16 protein-coding genes and 1 pseudogene are annotated in these 17,155 nt (G+C 36.3%); 5 read left to right on the top strand and 12 right to left on the bottom strand.

The features are described from left to right. Nucleotides 1–115 precede the first annotated feature (115 nt). From ACZ9AO_RS00310 to ACZ9AO_RS00300, 3 genes are all read right to left on the bottom strand, one after another. Nucleotides 116–667, bottom strand: a complete 552-nt coding sequence (locus ACZ9AO_RS00310; RefSeq protein ID WP_476108169.1) for a dihydrofolate reductase family protein — start codon at nucleotides 665–667, stop codon at nucleotides 116–118. A 71-nt stretch (nucleotides 668–738) separates the two neighbouring features. After that, nucleotides 739–1,191 (bottom strand): hypothetical protein, encoded by a 453-nt coding sequence (locus ACZ9AO_RS00305; protein ID WP_476108168.1) that lies wholly within the window; start codon nucleotides 1,189–1,191, stop codon nucleotides 739–741. A gap of 72 nt (nucleotides 1,192–1,263) precedes the next feature. Further along, complete coding sequence (locus ACZ9AO_RS00300) at nucleotides 1,264–1,581, bottom strand: nucleotidyltransferase domain-containing protein (protein WP_476108167.1); 318 nt, start codon at nucleotides 1,579–1,581, stop codon at nucleotides 1,264–1,266. Between the two features lie 206 nt (nucleotides 1,582–1,787). Between ACZ9AO_RS00300 and ACZ9AO_RS00295 the strand changes: the two genes are divergently transcribed. After that, a complete protein-coding gene (locus tag ACZ9AO_RS00295; RefSeq protein ID WP_476108166.1) occupies nucleotides 1,788–2,114 on the top strand; it encodes an antibiotic biosynthesis monooxygenase family protein in 327 nt (108 codons plus the stop codon). A gap of 79 nt (nucleotides 2,115–2,193) precedes the next feature. On the opposite strand, the pseudogene ACZ9AO_RS00290 reads toward ACZ9AO_RS00295, so the two are convergent. The 5 genes and pseudogenes from ACZ9AO_RS00290 to ACZ9AO_RS00270 form a co-directional block, all read right to left on the bottom strand. After that, nucleotides 2,194–2,525 (bottom strand): annotated as a pseudogene (locus tag ACZ9AO_RS00290) (transposase); the annotation flags it as partial. Nucleotides 2,526–2,805: 280 nt separating this feature from the next. Beyond that, complete coding sequence (locus ACZ9AO_RS00285; protein WP_476108165.1) at nucleotides 2,806–4,242, bottom strand: amino acid permease; 1,437 nt, start codon at nucleotides 4,240–4,242, stop codon at nucleotides 2,806–2,808. Between the two features lie 134 nt (nucleotides 4,243–4,376). Then, complete coding sequence (locus ACZ9AO_RS00280; RefSeq protein ID WP_476108164.1) at nucleotides 4,377–5,834, bottom strand: aldehyde dehydrogenase family protein; 1,458 nt, start codon at nucleotides 5,832–5,834, stop codon at nucleotides 4,377–4,379. A 65-nt stretch (nucleotides 5,835–5,899) separates the two neighbouring features. Continuing rightward, nucleotides 5,900–6,940, bottom strand: a complete 1,041-nt coding sequence (locus tag ACZ9AO_RS00275) for a homoserine dehydrogenase (protein WP_476108163.1) — start codon at nucleotides 6,938–6,940, stop codon at nucleotides 5,900–5,902. Nucleotides 6,941–6,977: 37 nt separating this feature from the next. Further along, on the bottom strand, nucleotides 6,978–8,195 hold the full coding sequence (locus ACZ9AO_RS00270) for a cystathionine gamma-synthase family protein (protein ID WP_476108465.1): 1,218 nt from the start codon (nucleotides 8,193–8,195) through the stop codon (nucleotides 6,978–6,980). A gap of 452 nt (nucleotides 8,196–8,647) precedes the next feature. Between ACZ9AO_RS00270 and ACZ9AO_RS00265 the strand changes: the two genes are divergently transcribed. Together ACZ9AO_RS00265 and ACZ9AO_RS00260 are read left to right on the top strand one after the other, a co-directional pair. After that, the gene (locus tag ACZ9AO_RS00265) at nucleotides 8,648–9,391 is read left to right on the top strand and encodes a GntR family transcriptional regulator (protein WP_476108162.1); all 744 of its coding nucleotides are present in this window, start codon (nucleotides 8,648–8,650) and stop codon (nucleotides 9,389–9,391) included. A 663-nt stretch (nucleotides 9,392–10,054) separates the two neighbouring features. Beyond that, a complete protein-coding gene (locus ACZ9AO_RS00260; protein WP_476108161.1) occupies nucleotides 10,055–10,252 on the top strand; it encodes a hypothetical protein in 198 nt (65 codons plus the stop codon). Between the two features lie 352 nt (nucleotides 10,253–10,604). Here the strand turns inward: ACZ9AO_RS00260 and ACZ9AO_RS00255 are convergent, their stop codons facing one another. The 3 genes from ACZ9AO_RS00255 to ACZ9AO_RS00245 all read right to left on the bottom strand — a co-directional run bounded on the left by ACZ9AO_RS00255 (nucleotide 10,605) and on the right by ACZ9AO_RS00245 (nucleotide 12,872). Further along, complete coding sequence (locus ACZ9AO_RS00255) at nucleotides 10,605–10,943, bottom strand: LysR substrate-binding domain-containing protein (RefSeq protein ID WP_476108160.1); 339 nt, start codon at nucleotides 10,941–10,943, stop codon at nucleotides 10,605–10,607. A 473-nt stretch (nucleotides 10,944–11,416) separates the two neighbouring features. Next, nucleotides 11,417–11,974, bottom strand: a complete 558-nt coding sequence (locus ACZ9AO_RS00250; RefSeq protein ID WP_476108159.1) for a GNAT family N-acetyltransferase — start codon at nucleotides 11,972–11,974, stop codon at nucleotides 11,417–11,419. A gap of 148 nt (nucleotides 11,975–12,122) precedes the next feature. Then, nucleotides 12,123–12,872: a class I SAM-dependent methyltransferase gene (locus ACZ9AO_RS00245; RefSeq protein ID WP_476108158.1), complete on the bottom strand. Its 750-nt coding sequence runs from the start codon at nucleotides 12,870–12,872 to the stop codon at nucleotides 12,123–12,125. Nucleotides 12,873–13,306: 434 nt separating this feature from the next. On the opposite strand from ACZ9AO_RS00245, the gene ACZ9AO_RS00240 reads away from it, so the two are divergent. Next, nucleotides 13,307–15,100 carry a laminin G domain-containing metallophosphoesterase family protein gene (locus ACZ9AO_RS00240; protein ID WP_476108157.1) on the top strand — a complete coding sequence of 598 codons (1,794 nt, stop codon included), beginning with the start codon at nucleotides 13,307–13,309 and terminating at the stop codon, nucleotides 15,098–15,100. Nucleotides 15,101–15,254: 154 nt separating this feature from the next. Here the strand turns inward: ACZ9AO_RS00240 and ACZ9AO_RS00235 are convergent, their stop codons facing one another. After that, complete coding sequence (locus ACZ9AO_RS00235) at nucleotides 15,255–16,151, bottom strand: DMT family transporter (protein WP_476108156.1); 897 nt, start codon at nucleotides 16,149–16,151, stop codon at nucleotides 15,255–15,257. Nucleotides 16,152–16,529: 378 nt separating this feature from the next. Between ACZ9AO_RS00235 and ACZ9AO_RS00230 the strand changes: the two genes are divergently transcribed. Continuing rightward, nucleotides 16,530–17,114, top strand: coding sequence for an ATP-binding cassette domain-containing protein (locus tag ACZ9AO_RS00230; RefSeq protein WP_476108464.1), 585 nt, complete (start codon nucleotides 16,530–16,532; stop codon nucleotides 17,112–17,114). Nucleotides 17,115–17,155: the final 41 nt, after the last annotated feature.

Below are 17,155 nucleotides of genomic sequence, written 5' to 3'. Positions count from 1 at the left end.
AGGATATATGTTAAAAATAAATTTCTAATAAATTTTCTTTGTATATTTTCAATAAAGAAAATTTCACCTTTTATTGTCCATTGATTTGCATTAAAAAAGCTGCGCCAGCGCAGCCCTAAGTATAAATAATATTATATGTAGGTTTAATCACTCCGTTTGGATATTGTTTCATTTCAACTAAATCCAATTTTAGACTTGGCTTAACACTGCCGAAAAGAGGGATGCCTTCACCGATTATGACTGGATTCACTTTCAGCACCAATTGATCAATGAGTTTATGTTTTAATAACGATCCAGCCAGTTCTCCGCCCCCGCAAAGCCATAGCTTACCGTCACCTTGCTGTTTGAGGTTTTCAATAAACGCAACGGCGTTTCCCTCGATAAGCTCTACCTCCTCATTCGATTCAAACTGAAGGGAGCTCGAGAATATATAATGTTTCAAACCCTTATAACCTGGTTCACCCGGTTTAGCTCCGAATTGAAATCCAAATTCATATGTTTTACTTCCCATCAACACCGCTTCATATTGCTGGATATCGGATAAAAAGTCCGGGACATGATCTCCTTCAAATAAGAAAAAAGAATGATTGATATCCCCTTCCAACATTGCTTGGTCGGCAATGAAATTATCCAGTGAAACGGCTACATGATATACCAATTCTGCCACTTAGCATCCCTCCATAACTGATTACATAATTCACACGAACAACAATGTTCCATAATCTTTTGTAAAAGGCATCAGATAGCCATATCCAATATTCTTTTGATTTGGTCTTCATTTATTTCGACTCCCAATTGAGTACATAAGTATTCATTGATTCTGAGAAATTCTGGAATCATAAGTCTCAACGTTTTAATAATTTCATTTGAATTGCGGCCACAATCCCAACTTTCCAACAATGATAATTGCTTTCCAGCTAATTTACTTCTATTGCCCTCGATTTTTGTCCATACTCCATAGGGGACATCTATATGCTCTTCCATTTCCATATACCAACCAGATACAATGAGCCACCGTATCCTATCAAGATTGGATAGCGCATATAACATTTCTCTCCTCATAACGGCCCTGTAGGTTTCATGGACAAAAGCAAGCAGCTTTCCTCTCCAATGCTCAACTTCATCCGGTGTAGGTTTATACACTTGATTAGCTGATTCCTTAATAACATAACTCATAATATTAAGGATCATAGAGAACTTCAACCTCTTTTAACCAGATGGAGGGTACAATTTCCTCAGGTGCGTGATACCAGCTATCCACTTTCACAAAGGTATTATAATGAGTGACGATATACGGTGAATAAGGATTGCAATCTTCGTGAAATGAAACATTTCCCCAGTTATTGGCTCTATTCCTTTTTCCTTTAAAAAATCTGCTTTACGTTTTGGAATAACAATAGTGTGCAAATCTATATCTGAGTAGTTATCATCGTTTCCTTTTGCTAACGAACCAGCTATGTAAATAGCCAAAACATCAGGATCTGCCGATAAATCTTTTAATGCATTTTCCAAAAGAATATCGCGTTGTTTCGGTAAAAATACATCTCTTTCTATATGTTTACTAACGAATCCCGCACACAAGACCATCTCCTTTTTTTGTAAAACCGTCAAAGTAATATATATTCGTGAATCAGAATAAAATCCCTTCCGTAGAATTCCGTGTCAGTGATATATACTGCTTCTTACTTCCTTGTTTTCTTTGCTGAGTGCCCTTTACCGGGAATCTATCCTCATTCTCGCCTATGTGGTATTATTTTGAATATTAAGTTAAAAGGAGGCGTCATTTCATGTTTTTTGCAAATACTCCCGAACCGCCCTATTACGCTTGTATTTTCACTTCGCAAAGATGCGATAAGGATGCCGCAAGCTATAATTCAACCGCTGAATTCATGGATGAACTTGCCGCTCAACAAGACGGCTATTTAGGAGTCGAAAGCGTAAGAGATCAAAACGGGTTAGGAATTACCGTATCCTATTGGAAGTCCTTGGATGCCATTAGGCTTTGGAAGGAAAATGCTGCTCACAAAAAGGCACAAGAAAAAGGTATGAAAGATTGGTACTCGTCATACACTACCCGAATTTGTAAGGTTGAAAGAGATTATACCAGCAAATAAGGAAACTAAGATTTCATGTACATACATGGAGTCAACCATGATAAAGTGATCTGACACAATAAAGTTAGACATATACAATTTAAGCAGTTTCTAAGACCTGAGTTCGGTATTCCATCGGGCTCAGGTCTTTTAATTTTACCTTCATTCGTTTGTGGTTATAGTAATGAATATAATCATCTAATTCCTTTTCAAAGTGCTCCATACTTTCAGACTCTTGGAGATAAGGCAATTCAGACTTTAACAAGCCAAAAAAGTTTTCCATGACTGCGTTATCTAAACAAATTCCCTTACGGGACATGCTTTGTATAATGCGGGAATCTTTTAAGGTTATTTGATACTTCTCATTTGATAATGCCACCCTTGATCCGAATGGAGGATGACCGTATCTTCTGGTTTTAGGTGTTTAATCGCCTCTTTTATATTGAATGTTATGGGAGTGATGTAAATAAATAGAGTAGGAAGTAGTGACTAACTTTATCATAGAATTCATCCAAATCTATGTCTATCAACCATTGGTACCCTTATTTAATGCACATGCTAGGCACACTGAAAAAGAACAGCTTCTCATATATAAGTAGAAGAAGTCTGTCCAAAATCAGTGTAATTCTTTGATTTATTATTTAAATTAGTACGTTAAAAATCGATAAACCGAAGATCTTGTAAGCCTTCTCATTTTTTACAAAAAATCTCTTTACTTAATATTCCTAATATAATCATCCGTTTCATTATAAGAATTTATCTGATTCTTATTTCCTCGATTTTTCATATAGTAGAAGAGATAGCATAAAATAATAAAAGGTACTCCACAGTACAGAGCAATTCTTTGGCTCGCATCAAAAGCAAGACCTATACAAGAAGCAAGACACAAAACACAAGCAGCAATGGGTACAAAAGGATAAAGTGGTGTACGGAATTTTAAATTTTTAATATCTCCCCCCATTTTCAAAAAATGTTTACGGAACATATATTGTGATAAAACAATCCCTATCCAAACTACTACTACTGCAAATCCTGATATAGCCACAAGTACTACATAAACTGTATCAGGTGCAAATACACTAGATAATAGAGATAAACAAGCTACTGCCATACTTACAGCTAAAGCATTCAATGGTACTCCATTTGACGTTACCTTTCCAAAAAATGAACTTATCATTTTTTCATTTGAAAGTGACCATAACATACGAGTAGATGCATATAGACCAGAGTTTGCTACTGAGAGTAAAGCTGTAATAATAACAAAGTTCATAATATCAGCTGCATAAGGAATTCCGATGTTGTCAAAAACCATCACAAATGGACTTTCAATGACTCCTGCTTCTTTCCAAGAGATTAACCCAGATAACACAAAAATTGCACCAACAAAGAAAAACATTGTTCGCCAAATTACATTTCTAATAGATCTAGGAACGTCTTTTTCTGGATTTTCACTTTCTCCAGCAGCAATGCCAATAAGTTCTGTTCCTGAAAAGGCAAAATTAACGGAAATCATAGCCATAAAAACTGGAAGCAGGCCATTTGGGAAAAGACCTCCATCTACAGTGAAATTAGAAAGCATGGGGGCAGAGGTTCTATCATCCATTGGAATAAATCCAAGCATTGCAGACCCTCCAAGCACAATAAATAAGATAATAGTAATTATTTTGATACCTGAAAACCAAAATTCGGTTTCTGCAAATATTTTTACTGAAATGGAATTAAGTAAAAAAATTAGAATCGCAAAGACGGCACTCCACATCCAAACAGAAGTGTGAGGAAACCATCTCTGCATTAATAGTCCAGAGGCAGTAAATTCGGAACCTACTGTTACCACCCAAGTAAGCCAGTACATTAAACCAATAGTAAATCCAGTAGCAGGACCGATATATTGGGTAGCGTAAGATTGAAATGAACCTGTTACTGGCATAGCAACAGTTAGTTCGCCCAGGCATAACATGACAAGGTACATGATTAATCCGCCTACTAAGTAAGCGAGAATCGTTCCTCCTGGTCCAGCTTGGCTAATTGTATATCCACTGCTCAGAAAAAGACCCGTTCCAATTACACCACCTAGCGAAATCATGAACAAATGCCTACTTTTCATTGAACGTTTCAACTGGTTTTCATTGGTATTATTTGTGTTTGTCATCTAGTCTCCTCCTTCGTTATTTACTCTCTTCAAGTACTTAGTTTAATAGACAACAATATACAAAGTTTATATTTCACAGAAAAATCAGAATATTTATCTTAAAGACTGACCTGGATAGGTCAGCCCTTATGTTATCATATTGTTTTATTATTAACTTTAAAACAAACAACTTTTGGTTCAGTCATTTCTTGAAGTGCAAACTTAATTCCTTCACGACCTAAACCAGAACCTTTTACCCCCCCGAAAGGCATCGCATCAATGCGATAATCTGAACTATCATTTACCATAACTCCACCTACATCAAGTTTACGTATGGCTCTCAATGCCTTATCTAAATCACGAGTGAATATACCTGCTTGCAATCCGAAATCTACACTATTGGATTGGGAAATAGCTGTATCAAGATCAGGAACATTATAAATGGTAACAACTGGGCCAAAAACCTCTTCAGTTGCCAATTTACAATTTTCTGGTACATTAACTAAAACAGTAGGTTGGTAAAAAGATCCTTCACGTTTTCCACCACAAAGCAACTTTGCACCTTTCTCAACAGCTTCATTTACCCAACTTTCAACACGTTTTGCTTCTTTTTCGGAGATCATTGGTCCCATATCTGTTTCTTCTAATAATTTATCACCTACTCGATATTGTTGAGTACGATCAATAAATTTACCAATAAAGTCATGATAAATACCTTCTTGGACATATATTCTCTGTACCCCTAAACAATTTTGTCCTGCTGCCCAAAATGCTCCAGAAACAGTTGATTTCACAGCTTCTTCTAAATCAGCATCTTTCAATACAATAACGGGTGAGTTTGATCCAAGCTCCATACATATCTTTTTCAAGCCTGCTTTTTGAATAATTGCTTTGCCAGTGGCAAGTCCTCCTGTAAAAGAAATCATTCGTATAGCTGAATGAGTAATTAGACTATCTCCCATGTCACTTGGACGACCGGTAATGACGGATAAAACTTTCGGTGGCAGACAGGCTTTTTCAAAAGCTTCTGCCAATAAAAGAGCACTTAATGGTGTTACAGTTGCTGGTTTTACAATAATAGCGTTCCCGGCAGCAATAGCAGGACCCACTTTATGTGCAACAAGATTTAATGGATCGTTAAAAGGTGTTATAGCTACAATAATTCCAATAGGAAAACGATAATAGTAACCTATGCGATCTTCGCTTCCTGGCATTTGATCAAACGATATGGTTTCTCCATTAATTCTCCTTGCTTCTTCAGCACTTATACGAAGTGTTTCAATACAACGTAGTACTTCTTTTCTTGCTTCTTTAATTGTTTTACTTCCCTCACGAGCAATAGTAGTTGCATATCTTTCCTTATTTTCAAAGATCCAGTCCGCAGCACGATGAAGAATAGTAATTCTTTCATGTGTTGACATATCTGCTGCTATTTTCACTCCTTTTTTTGCTTCTTCAATAGTATAAATGACGTCTCTTTCATTCGCAGCAGGAACCGTTGTGATTAAACTATGATCCTGTGGATCCAAGACTTCAATGCTTTTATCACGAGATACCCATTCCCCAGCAAGAAACATCTTATTTTTTTTATTTATTAAATTGTCAGTAAACATCATACAAAATCACCTCATGATAAGTAATTTTTACCTTATAGCTTTAAGAATGAAACGAATTATTATTATAATTGATCACGGTTAATGTTGATTAAATCAATAAGAATCGAGAATCCTGTTTCTTTACGTCCAGCTCCCGCTCCAATTAAGGTAATTGGGCCAGCTAAATCACAATCATAAGTAATAGCATTTTGTGCACCTAAAACTCCAGCTAGAGGATCTGTAAGAGGTATAGCTTCAGGTCCTACCTTGGCAATGACTTTATCGCCATCCTTTATACATTTAGCAATTAACTTCCATCTCTTACCTTCTGATTTTGCCCACTCAATGTCCTTTTCAGTAAAATGACTAATCCCTTCACATTCTACTTCTTCCCGTTTCATTGGAATACCCATTACAATGTTAGCAAGAATGGTAGCTTTATATTGAGCATCATATCCCTCAACGTCGCTAGTCGGATCTGCTTCTGCATAACCAAGAGCTTGTGCCTCTGACAATGCATCTTGATAACTCAATCCTTCTTCCATTTTAGTTAGGATATAATTAGTTGTTCCATTTAAAATCCCTCGTATTTCAAAAATGCTATTCCCTGCCAATGAACTCAGTGGCATTCTTAATGCTGGGGTTCCACTCATAACTGTTCCTTCAAAGCCCCAACGAACATCATTTTTTTTTGCTAATTCAGCTAACTCTTGATAAGCTAGAGAAACCGGACCTTTATTACTCATTACTACGTTCTTTTGACTTTCAAATGCTGCTTTACAATGATCAATGGCAGGTTGTCCTGTTTTTACATCAGTAAAGGTAATTTCAACAATAGTGTCTGCATTACTCTCACGTATTGTTTGAAAACTATCCCACCCTCTTTCCAAGCTAGGAGTCTCAGGGTAACTATCTAATTTTCCTGTTTCCTTTACAGCTTGTAACGCTAAAGAAAGATCCAACCCCTTAGGATCATAAAGGGAACCTTTCATAACATCAGAAATAGCAACGATTTTTGCATCAAAGTTAAAACCACTACGTAGTGACTTACTTTTATCTTGTAAAATTTCAGCTAACCCTTGACCAACTACACCAAATCCAAGTAATGCTATCTTATGTGTCATATTTCAATACCTCTTCCATTAGTAATATTTTATGCTTTCAATTACAGCTAACAGGGTAATTGGATTCTAAGTAAGAAAAAGCTTGCTCTAAATCTGCTATAAGATCTTCTGTATCTTCGATACCTACAGAGATACGAACTAAACCTTCTGGTATACCAAGGGCTTTACGCTCTTCAATAGTACATTCAACATGGCTAGTCGTTCTTGCAGGCCCATATATAGTTTCAACGGCTCCAAGGTTTCCAGCTTTGTTTGCATATTTTAATTTTGATAATAAAATTTTGATTGCTTTCATTTCATCTTTTAATACAAAACTTAATATCCCACCGAACCCTCTCATTTGTTTCTTTGCGATATCATGATGTGGATGCGCTTCCAAACCCGGGTAATAAACTGCGTCAACAAGCTTTTTCTTTTGAAGATACTTTGCAATTTCCATTGCACTTTTTTCTTGTTGCCGTACACGAAGCTTTAACGTTTTCATCCCTCTTAAAATAAGGTAGGCTGACCATGGGTCCATAGTTGCTCCATTAATTTCACGATAATGATAGACTTTTTTCATTAATTTTTCAGAGCCACATACTATGCCACCTAATGCATCTGCATGTCCACTTAAGAATTTAGTTGCACTATGGACTACAATATCAACTCCTAATTGAAGAGGATTTTGATTAATTGGAGTAGCAAACGTATTATCTATGATAACTAATGCACCCACTGATTTTCCGACTCTTGCTATCCTCTCAATATCAGTAACTTTCATAGTAGGGTTAGTAGGAGACTCTAAATATAGTACTTTACACCCTTTGACCACTTCAGCTTCAATTTCTTTATGGTTTCCGGTATTACACAATGTCACATCGACATCAATATTGGGCAAGAATTCAGTAAAAATTTTATTGGTTCCCCCATAAGTATCTTTAACTGATACAACCCGATCTCCTGGTCTTAGAAATGTATATAATGTACTACTAATAGCAGCCATTCCTGTTGAAAAACCTACAGCTTTCTCTGCCCCCTCAAGCACCCTTACTTTTTCTTCCAGTGCTTGAACAGTTGGATTTGCCATTCGATTATAGGTATAACCAGGTTTATTTCCAAGGGCAACTTCTTGCCATTCGTCAACGTCATCGTAATTGTAGGCTACACTAAGAACTACAGGAACTTGGGTTGCATTATAAGCAAGAGATTCTTTTTCTCCTGCCCATACCGCTTTTGTTCCATCTTGCACATCTTTAAAGTTATTCTCACTCATATTTTTCTCACCTCTAATTTTATAACTTCGTAAAAATGGTCTTGTTGAAACTTGAATTTTATTTTGTATATAATATATTGTATATTTCATACTCCACCCCTTCCACATTACAGTTTCCACCTAATGTTTTCTTGGGTTTATTTCTTAACATTAAGGTATCTAATACAAATAGTTTAAAAAACCTAAAAGAAATGCATACTATATACAATATACAATATACTTCATATTGTATATAGTACAGAATAGTCAGAAAATATTTTACATACCGAATTATACAATTAACTTTTCTATTTTTCAATGCTTTATTATTTTATTCTTAAAAATTCTTTAAACTGCAATTATTACTAATGCTAAACGCTATATCAACTTGAATCACTTAAAACAACAATTCATAAAAAAATGGAAATAGGAGTCGTTTTATATCTTAAATATAATAATAAATAATAGAGATATTGAAGTCTGTAAAAGATGGTGCTAATATAAAAGACAAGAATTTCGAATTATATATTGTATACTATATACTATTAATTTTTGGCTTAGGAGGAAACGCTATCAAAAATAGATATCAATCATTAAAAGATCTCGTATATGATTATATAACTGAAAGAATTCAGAACGGAACCTTACTTCCTAAGCATAAGATAAATGAATCGGTATTATGCGAAAAATTAGGAGTAAGTAGAACTCCTGTAAGGGAAGCTTTGATACAACTAGCTTCAGACAATTTGCTCGAGTATCTTCCTAGAAAAGGATTTATTGTAAAAGAACTTGATACCAAGAAAAAGCTAGATGTTTTTCGAATTGTTAGTGTATTGGATTCTTTAGCAGCCTCTTTATCTTTAGAGCATATCACAGAAAGTGACATTGAACGTATGGAAGATTTGGTTAAGAAAATTGAATTTTCAATTTCAACAAAAAATTATTTAGATTATCAAAAATACCAAAATCAATTCCATAAAGTATATATTGATAAATGCAATAATCCTACATTAATAGATCTTCTTGATTCTTTACAAAATAGTTTTGTTAGACAAATTTATTTAAGTAATAATGAAGAAAAGCTTTTTGCCGTATTAGAGGAAATGAATGAAGATCATAAAGAAATTACCAATTACTTTAAAAAAAGAGATAAAGAGAATTTAGAGCAACTTATTAAGAATAAACATTGGGAAATAACTCATTTAGATATGATATAGTTCCTAGTTAACATAAGCTATCTTATTCGAAATACAAAACCCATAGTCTGTCTAGATCCATGGGCTTTACCTTTTGTTATACCCTCGAAAAGTGTACTTTTACGAACGGTAAAATAGTTACGCGGGAATATAAAAGTGAGGGGACAAGTGTGACTCACAGCAGCCTGCCAGAACATCAAGAATATTGCCACCCATCTATCCAGAATCGGATTGGTGGGTGGCAGTCGATAATCCCGTTTTCTTCCACTACCTTACTCCACCTCCATATATATTTAGAGACGTCTACATTGCATAATAGTTCCAGCCTTTAAAACCAAACTGCCCCGATAGCCATCCATGAATCGCAAAAATCGGCGATTCACCACAAAGAATGAAAATGGTTAGGAAGTGTCAATACTGATACTGACCTTAATCCAGTCAACCCTAATCTATAGACTAATTAATTAACGCTCTCCTCTTTTTTTTAAACGATTGAGCAGGGTCTTCTTAAGTATTGTCATTTTTCATTTTTAAAGAAACTTATTTTCATGGTAGTTCCATAAAGAAAAAGTTGCCTTAAAGACTGCTCTGATCCTCAGCTAACGCACCCGTTAGCCATCCATGAAGCGCAAATATTAAGCTAGGTTCTGTGTTTCAGACCTTATGGGTGTTTCGGCTCGAGACATGCTTAACGCAATTGCCGATGGTGAAGAAGATCCTGAAAAACTAGCAAACTTTGCTCGACGCACAATGAAAAAGGAGAAAGATGAACTAGAACTCGCCCTTAAAGGTTATATCAATTCGCATCATCTAAAAACTATCTCGGAGAACTGTATAGGCGTACAGCATCACGAAAAGGTAAGAAATGAGCAGGAATATTAGTCGCTTATGCCATGTCACGTATCTCCTAATATCTCTTAACTCGAAAAGAAATGTATCTAGACTTAGGCGAGGACTACTATGATAAGCAGAGACAACAATCAAGTTTTCGGCTTTTACTAGAAAACTTGAAAGTTTAGGATACACAGTTACATTGCAAGAACCTGAAGCATTTTTATCCAGTCCACTTACCTACAATAAATCAGTAAATTAGGCGCTCTCCCCTTTTTAAAAAAACAATGAGCTGCGTCTTCTTAAGTATTGCCTTTTCCCCTAAATTCCAGAAGTCTATTTTCATGGTAGTTTAAGTACATTTCTTCACAATCTTTGTAAATTGAAGAAAATATCACTCCACTTAAATTAACCTCTTATTATCTAACAATTCCTCCTCATCACATATCATATTAATAAATTTAATTAAAGACGCAGGTACATACTTATCTTTTCGATAAATGAACACTGTCTTGACTTTTCCGTATAGATTCGGAATTGAATGTTGTCTAATGATTCCGTCTTGTACCTGCTTTGTAATCACACTTTGTGGAAGCATACTTATACCTAGACCAGCTGCTACACAACCGATGATTCCATCTATCATGCCAAATTCCATTATCTTATTGGGTATCATCTTCTCTTGGTATAACCATTGTTCAAACTTTTCACGATAAGCACAACCTGAATGAAATACAAGCAACGTCCCTTAGAGATAGCCCTGTTAAGAAAGCAAGTGCTGAAATGGCGTTCAAATTTTACAAACCATCAGTAAAACTGTAGAACAAATTCAATTATTTTCGAGTTTATATAGGCAGAAATCGGTATGATGAAATCCGATTCCAGTTTTTACACAAAAGGGTTTCTATCTAAATTTCAAAACAAAGTTGATTGGAGTGGGTGTTCGAGACTCCTGCAGGAAAAGCGTGTCTAGGGGAGACCCCACAGGCGCAAAGAGCGCCGAGGGGCTCCGCGGAAAGCGAGTCGCCCTACGTTCCAATCAGCGTTCAAATTTTACAAACCATCTAAAAAAGGAAAAGCGGTTTTTTATGGGTGAAATTCATAAATTTTAATTCTAACTTTGCATTGAGCTTATCTTCAGCAAGTGACCGCTAAAATCCCCTTCCAAATTGGTAATCATCCCCTCGGTAAAATCGTAAAATAGCTTCGGGTTAATTAAAAGGAAATGCCGTTAAGATCTTCTTTTATTAGTGAGTACATATATAAATCATCGAATTTGCCACAGGTATATTCATAATGCCTTAGCAATCCTTCTCTTCTAAACCCTTGCTTTTCCACTAGTTTTTGGGATGGGAGATTATCCGGTTCAATCAAGGCTTCAATCCTTTCCAGGTGAAAGTGACGATAACCATACATAACGACGGCTTCCAACGCTTCACTCGCAATGCCTTTTCCCCATTGATCTTTAGTTAATTCATATCCAATTTCAGCTCGATGATGTTTGGTGACCATATTCAGAAAACCACAACTTCCTATAACCTTACCGGAATTCTTTAATGTAATTCCCCATCTGATTCCCGAACCTTCTTCGAATATAGATTCGTACCACTTAATTTCATCCCATACGTCATTTACGGTTTGGCATGGATCTAATCCCATTGGCTTCACTACATCCGTATCAGATAGATATTTGAACATATCACCCGCGTCTTCTATTGTTACTTCCCTTAAAATCAATCGTTTTGTTTCAATAACCGGAAATACCTTCTCCATTCAATTTCCCTCCTCCAAACTCCCATTTCCATATTTAACTATTTAATCATTACCTAATTAAAGTCGATAATCAACGCTTAATTGCATAGAAAATTATGATAGTAAATAAAAAGGCGTCCCTACTTTCGTAGAAACGCCTTTTTTTCGTTTACTTCAATATTTTCGCTTCCTTTACTGCTGAGATCATTAAAAACATGGGCCTTCGATTTTCATCTTTCATTTCAGGAACACTTTTTAACATGTCATCAGAAGGCGTCGGTTCCTTTACTGCCTTTATGCTGAAACCAGCACCAATCAAGTCATTCATATATGTTGAAATCGTTCGATGATACTTTACTACGTTTTCGGTTAAGAAGGTTGTTTCTCTCACACCTTCGTGCTGATAGTTGTCAACTGGCCAATGCAGATGATTTCCGTGATCATCGTCATACCAAGCTTGTTCGTTGCGAGAAGTAAAGATTGGATGTTCAACCGAGAAAACAAAAGTGCCTCCGGGCTTTAAACAATCATGGACCTTTTTGCAGATTGCCTCATATGACTCAATGTAATGAAAAGCCAATGAACTGATAACCACATCAAATTCAGAGCCGGAAAAATCGATATCTTCAATCGGCATTTTAATATATGAAATACAAGGGTCATCCGTTTTTTCACGTGCTCTTTGAAGCATATTGCCGGAAATATCCACACCAACGACGGAACTTGCCTGTTGCTCTCGGGCAAATCGGCAATGCCAGCCGAAACCGCAGCCCAAATCAAGTACCGTTTTATTACGCAGATTTGGCATTAGCTCTTTTAATACATGCCATTCTCCGGCAGCTTCGAGTCCTTTGACTGATCGTGGCATTTGCTCATACTCAGAAAAGAAATTTGCATCATCATATTTGTTTTGTTTCATAACTCATACATCTCCTATAATTCAAGATAGCCTCCTAAGATTTATACCACATCTATTACAGGAGGCTACCTATCTCCTTCTCACCATTTTTTTTCACCTCATTATCTTGATGGATCACTGTCCTAATACTAACACATTGCTTGTTTTCCTCCCCTCCCACCTAAAGAACAAAATACTTCAAATTAGTTGTTATCCTTGATTTCAAATCGTAGGCATTAGGCCTTATCTCCTAATGTCTTTTTTAGTAATAAGTCTTTTTTACTCATCCTTAATAAGTTATCGAGAAGATAAGCAAACTATACCTTATTGCAGCTTATACGGAATCTCCCCTACCTAGGCTTATTTCTCAAAAATTACCCAGGTAGTAAGAAAAGAATACATGTTTAACCATTATTCTTAAATTGCTTAATCTAATTTAAAGGGGTGAATATATTATGAGAATGAAAAAAGCATTTATAGGTCTCTCACTCTTATGTATGATTGTTCCTGGTATTGCCAAGTCAGCCGATTCTTTAAATTCCGTTGCTGAAAATGATCGGAGCAGTATCGTTGCAAATTGGAAATTCACAAAACAACATGTTAAAAGCGGTTCAATCGATAAAGGTAATTTAATTATTGAAGATACAACCAAACAAGGAAACGATTTAGAGTTAGTGACGATAGGAGACCCTGCATCACCCGAATTAAAAAATATGTTGAAATGGTCTGAAGAAGATTATTATGCTCAAGATAAAGTTGATAGCTTGAAATTCGCCAATTACGAAAACGCCCCTGCAGGAAGATATTTCAAAACCAAACGGGATGCACCTATCAATTCGGAGAATTTCGATGGTGGTTTTACCATTGAAGCGGTATTTAAGATGCCAAGGAAACCCAAAAGTGACATGGGCCTTTTTTCAAGACAAGGACAGGCAGCTGATCTTAATAAAATGGAAGGCGAGAAAAAAATCCTTTCTGCTTTATCTATATCCAGTGATCAAAAATTGCACTGGACAAGCCATCCATCCAATTTAAACTATAATGTAAGCAATTGGTCTCGATCTTTAAATGCTGGTGAATGGTACCATTTGGCAGTCGTTAATGATGGTAGCACAACGACTCTAACTTTAAATGGCGTTAGTGATTATGGAGAATCAGAACAGGCCATAGGTATTGCAGCATTAAAAGGTAAAGGCTGGAATATCGGAGCAACAGAGTGGGGAAATAAGTTGGATGCGCTTTTCGGAGGGAATATCCAGGAAATACGAATTGCCAATAAGGCCTTAACTGAAAAAGAATGGCTAGTACAGGATGCTCGTGACGATGAACCCTTTGAAGGATCAAACAAGTCCTTCCCCATTCTAACGAATAAGAAGAATTATAATTTCCTTTTTGTTCCAGATACCCAGAAATATTCAAGCCAAAATCCTGAGATTTTCAATAGCCAAATGAACTGGATATCCAATAACACCAAGAAGAACAATATTATCATGAATACATTTGTTGGGGACATTGTCGATAGTGATTCAGAAAAACAGTGGCAGAATTCACTCAGAGCCATTTCCCTTTTAGAAAAAAAGGAAATTCCATATATGATGGCGGCTGGGAATCATGACTATGCTGCCGGAGATCCTTTTTTAACACATTATGGGCCACAGCGTTTTATGAATAAAAAATACTATAAGGGGTCGGCTCCCTCTGGGTATAGCTCATATGCAATCGCTAAGGCAGGGAGTTATGAATACTTAGTTTTAATCGTGGATATGAAAAATCTGCATAAAGATCTGGAATGGTCAAAAAAAGTTCTAGACCAGCATAAAGATAAACCGACAATCCTCGTCTCACATGATATTATATTCCCGAAGATTAAGGATGATAAAACCATTGCCGTCGAATCGTCCAATGGCCGGCTGATTTGGGATGAACTCGTAAAGACCCATAATCAAGTATTCATGACGGTTAATGGACATTTTTACGGGATAGCGCATCGGGTAAAACAAAACTCGGCAGGAAATGATGTCATTCAAATGCTGGTCAATTACCAAACGAATTATCGAGGGGGTAATGGCTGGCTAAGACTTGTAGAATTTGATGAAAAGAAAAATGTATTGTTATTCCGGACCTATTCCCCATATGTCGATGGAATGACTAGGAAAGAAAAGTCCTATATTGATTATAAATTTTTAACAGGTGAAAATAATTCATTTAAATTGGATTGGGACTTTAAAAAAAGATTTAATTTCAGGTAAATAAAATAGGAGGAAAAAATCCGATTCCCCAGGTGTATCTGATTGACCTCAGCAACCTGGGTGAATTCCTTTTTTTGGTACCCTCCTATTTGTTGATGAATAAACGTTCACTCTTCACGATGAATTTAAAATGCTACGATTTTTTAAACAACTATCATGCTGCTTTTTTCATCACTGATTTATACTTTCCGAACCCATTAACAACAAGAACCCCTAATATCGCAATTCCGCCGCCAATGACCGAAAGAGTACTAGGTACTTCCCGCAGCCAAACCCAAGCGACGAAAATGGCAATCACAGGTTCAAGGTATAACAAACTAGATACAGAACTTGCTTTTCCTAATGATAAAGCGACTGCCCATGTTACATAACCGATGGCCGCAGGGAAAATACCAACAAAAATCGCTGATAAATGACCTTCCATTGTAGCATGTTGAATTTCTTGAAATAGCCCAGGTATAAATATTAAAAAGGGTATTGTACCGATCCATGTGAAATACGCAGTCAATTCAATCGGATTATAACGGCTGAACAGTGGCTTTTGGAAAACAAAAAACACTGCAGAAGCAATAGCCGACATCAGAACTAAAAAGGCTCCTTCAGAAATATTCAGGGAAGGGCCTGCAGTACCTAAAGTTATTAAGGTGATTCCTGTGAACCCTATTCCTAAACCAATCCATCCGAATAGGCCGAGGCGTTCTTTTAAGACGAAAGCAGCAATGATCGCGATGAAGACAGGTGCTGAACCAATCAGCATTCCAGCCGTTCCCGCCGAAACTGTTTGTTCCCCGAATGTCACCCCGATATGGTAAATACTAATACCAATAAATGCAAGGATCGATATCCTCAACAAATCCACTTTTTTCGTGAGTCGAAATTTCACCCCAGGCCATAGAGCATATAGGACAAAAATCCCTGATGCTATAAGATAACGAACAAGTACCAAATGGCCAGCTGAATAACCGCCATGTAAGCTTGCACGAATAGCAGCGAATGTAGATCCCCAAATAATAACTGTAATTGATGCCAATATAAATGCCTTCGTGTTCAAAACCTATTCCTCCCAACCATTCCCTATAAACTGAAGGTATCATGGATAGGTGAGAACTTCAATAAATTTTCTATCTCACTGTGAAGTGGAACAGTAAAATACGAATAAGAGTACATACCGAGATGTAATCATCGGTTAAAAAAAAATATTCCATATGGGATTGGATAGGAAATCTTCATTTAAAGATGGAGCAGGTTAGAAAAGCATGCTAATCAAAAGGTGCTTCGCATAGGAAGCACCTTTTGTTCAGACTGTAGACAAACTCGATAATTGCCTACATTTTTTTGAGGGAGTGTAAAATATGAACGTTGATTTACACTCCAGGCACTCGCTTTCCGCGGGCGGTCCAAGGGAGAGCCTCCTCGGCGCTGTTGGCGCCTGTGGGGTCTCCCTTGGACGCGCTTTTCCCGCAGGAGTCTCGTACACCCGCTCCAATCAAATTTTTTTCGAAATTTAGATATAACCCCTTTTATTTACAATTACTTAAATGCATCTGGTGAAATGGTATTTAGAGGAGAGAAATTAACAAAGTCGTACTATAAACAAAAACGAAAAGAAATTCAGGGTGTTTTTCAAAATAGTTATGCTTCACTTAATCCCTTACAAAAAGTTGCAGATATTCTAAAAGAACCACTAAAAAATTTTGATTTACCTTCTTATAAAAACGAATTGATTTACTTATTGGATACTGTCGGATTAGAACCATCTTTGCTCCAGCGCTATCCAGAAGAATTGAGTGGTGGTCAACAACAACGTTTGGCCATTGCTAAAGCAATAGCCACTAAACCATCTATATTTATATTAGATGAAGTAACAATTAGCTTAGATCTAGTATTACAAAAAAAATATTACAACTGCTTCAACTATTGCGGAGAAACAACAACTGAGTTTATTATTTATTACACACGATATACAAGTAGCTCGTTTTATAGCTTCACAAATTCTTGTATTAGATCAAGGTGAAATTATTGAACAATTTTCGAAGCTTCAACAGCCTTGTCATT

The sequence above is a fragment of the Peribacillus sp. TE19612 genome (genome assembly GCF_056279465.1).
The sequence above is the reverse complement of the archived record's forward strand: the minus strand, read 5'-3'. Positions and strand labels throughout refer to the sequence as shown.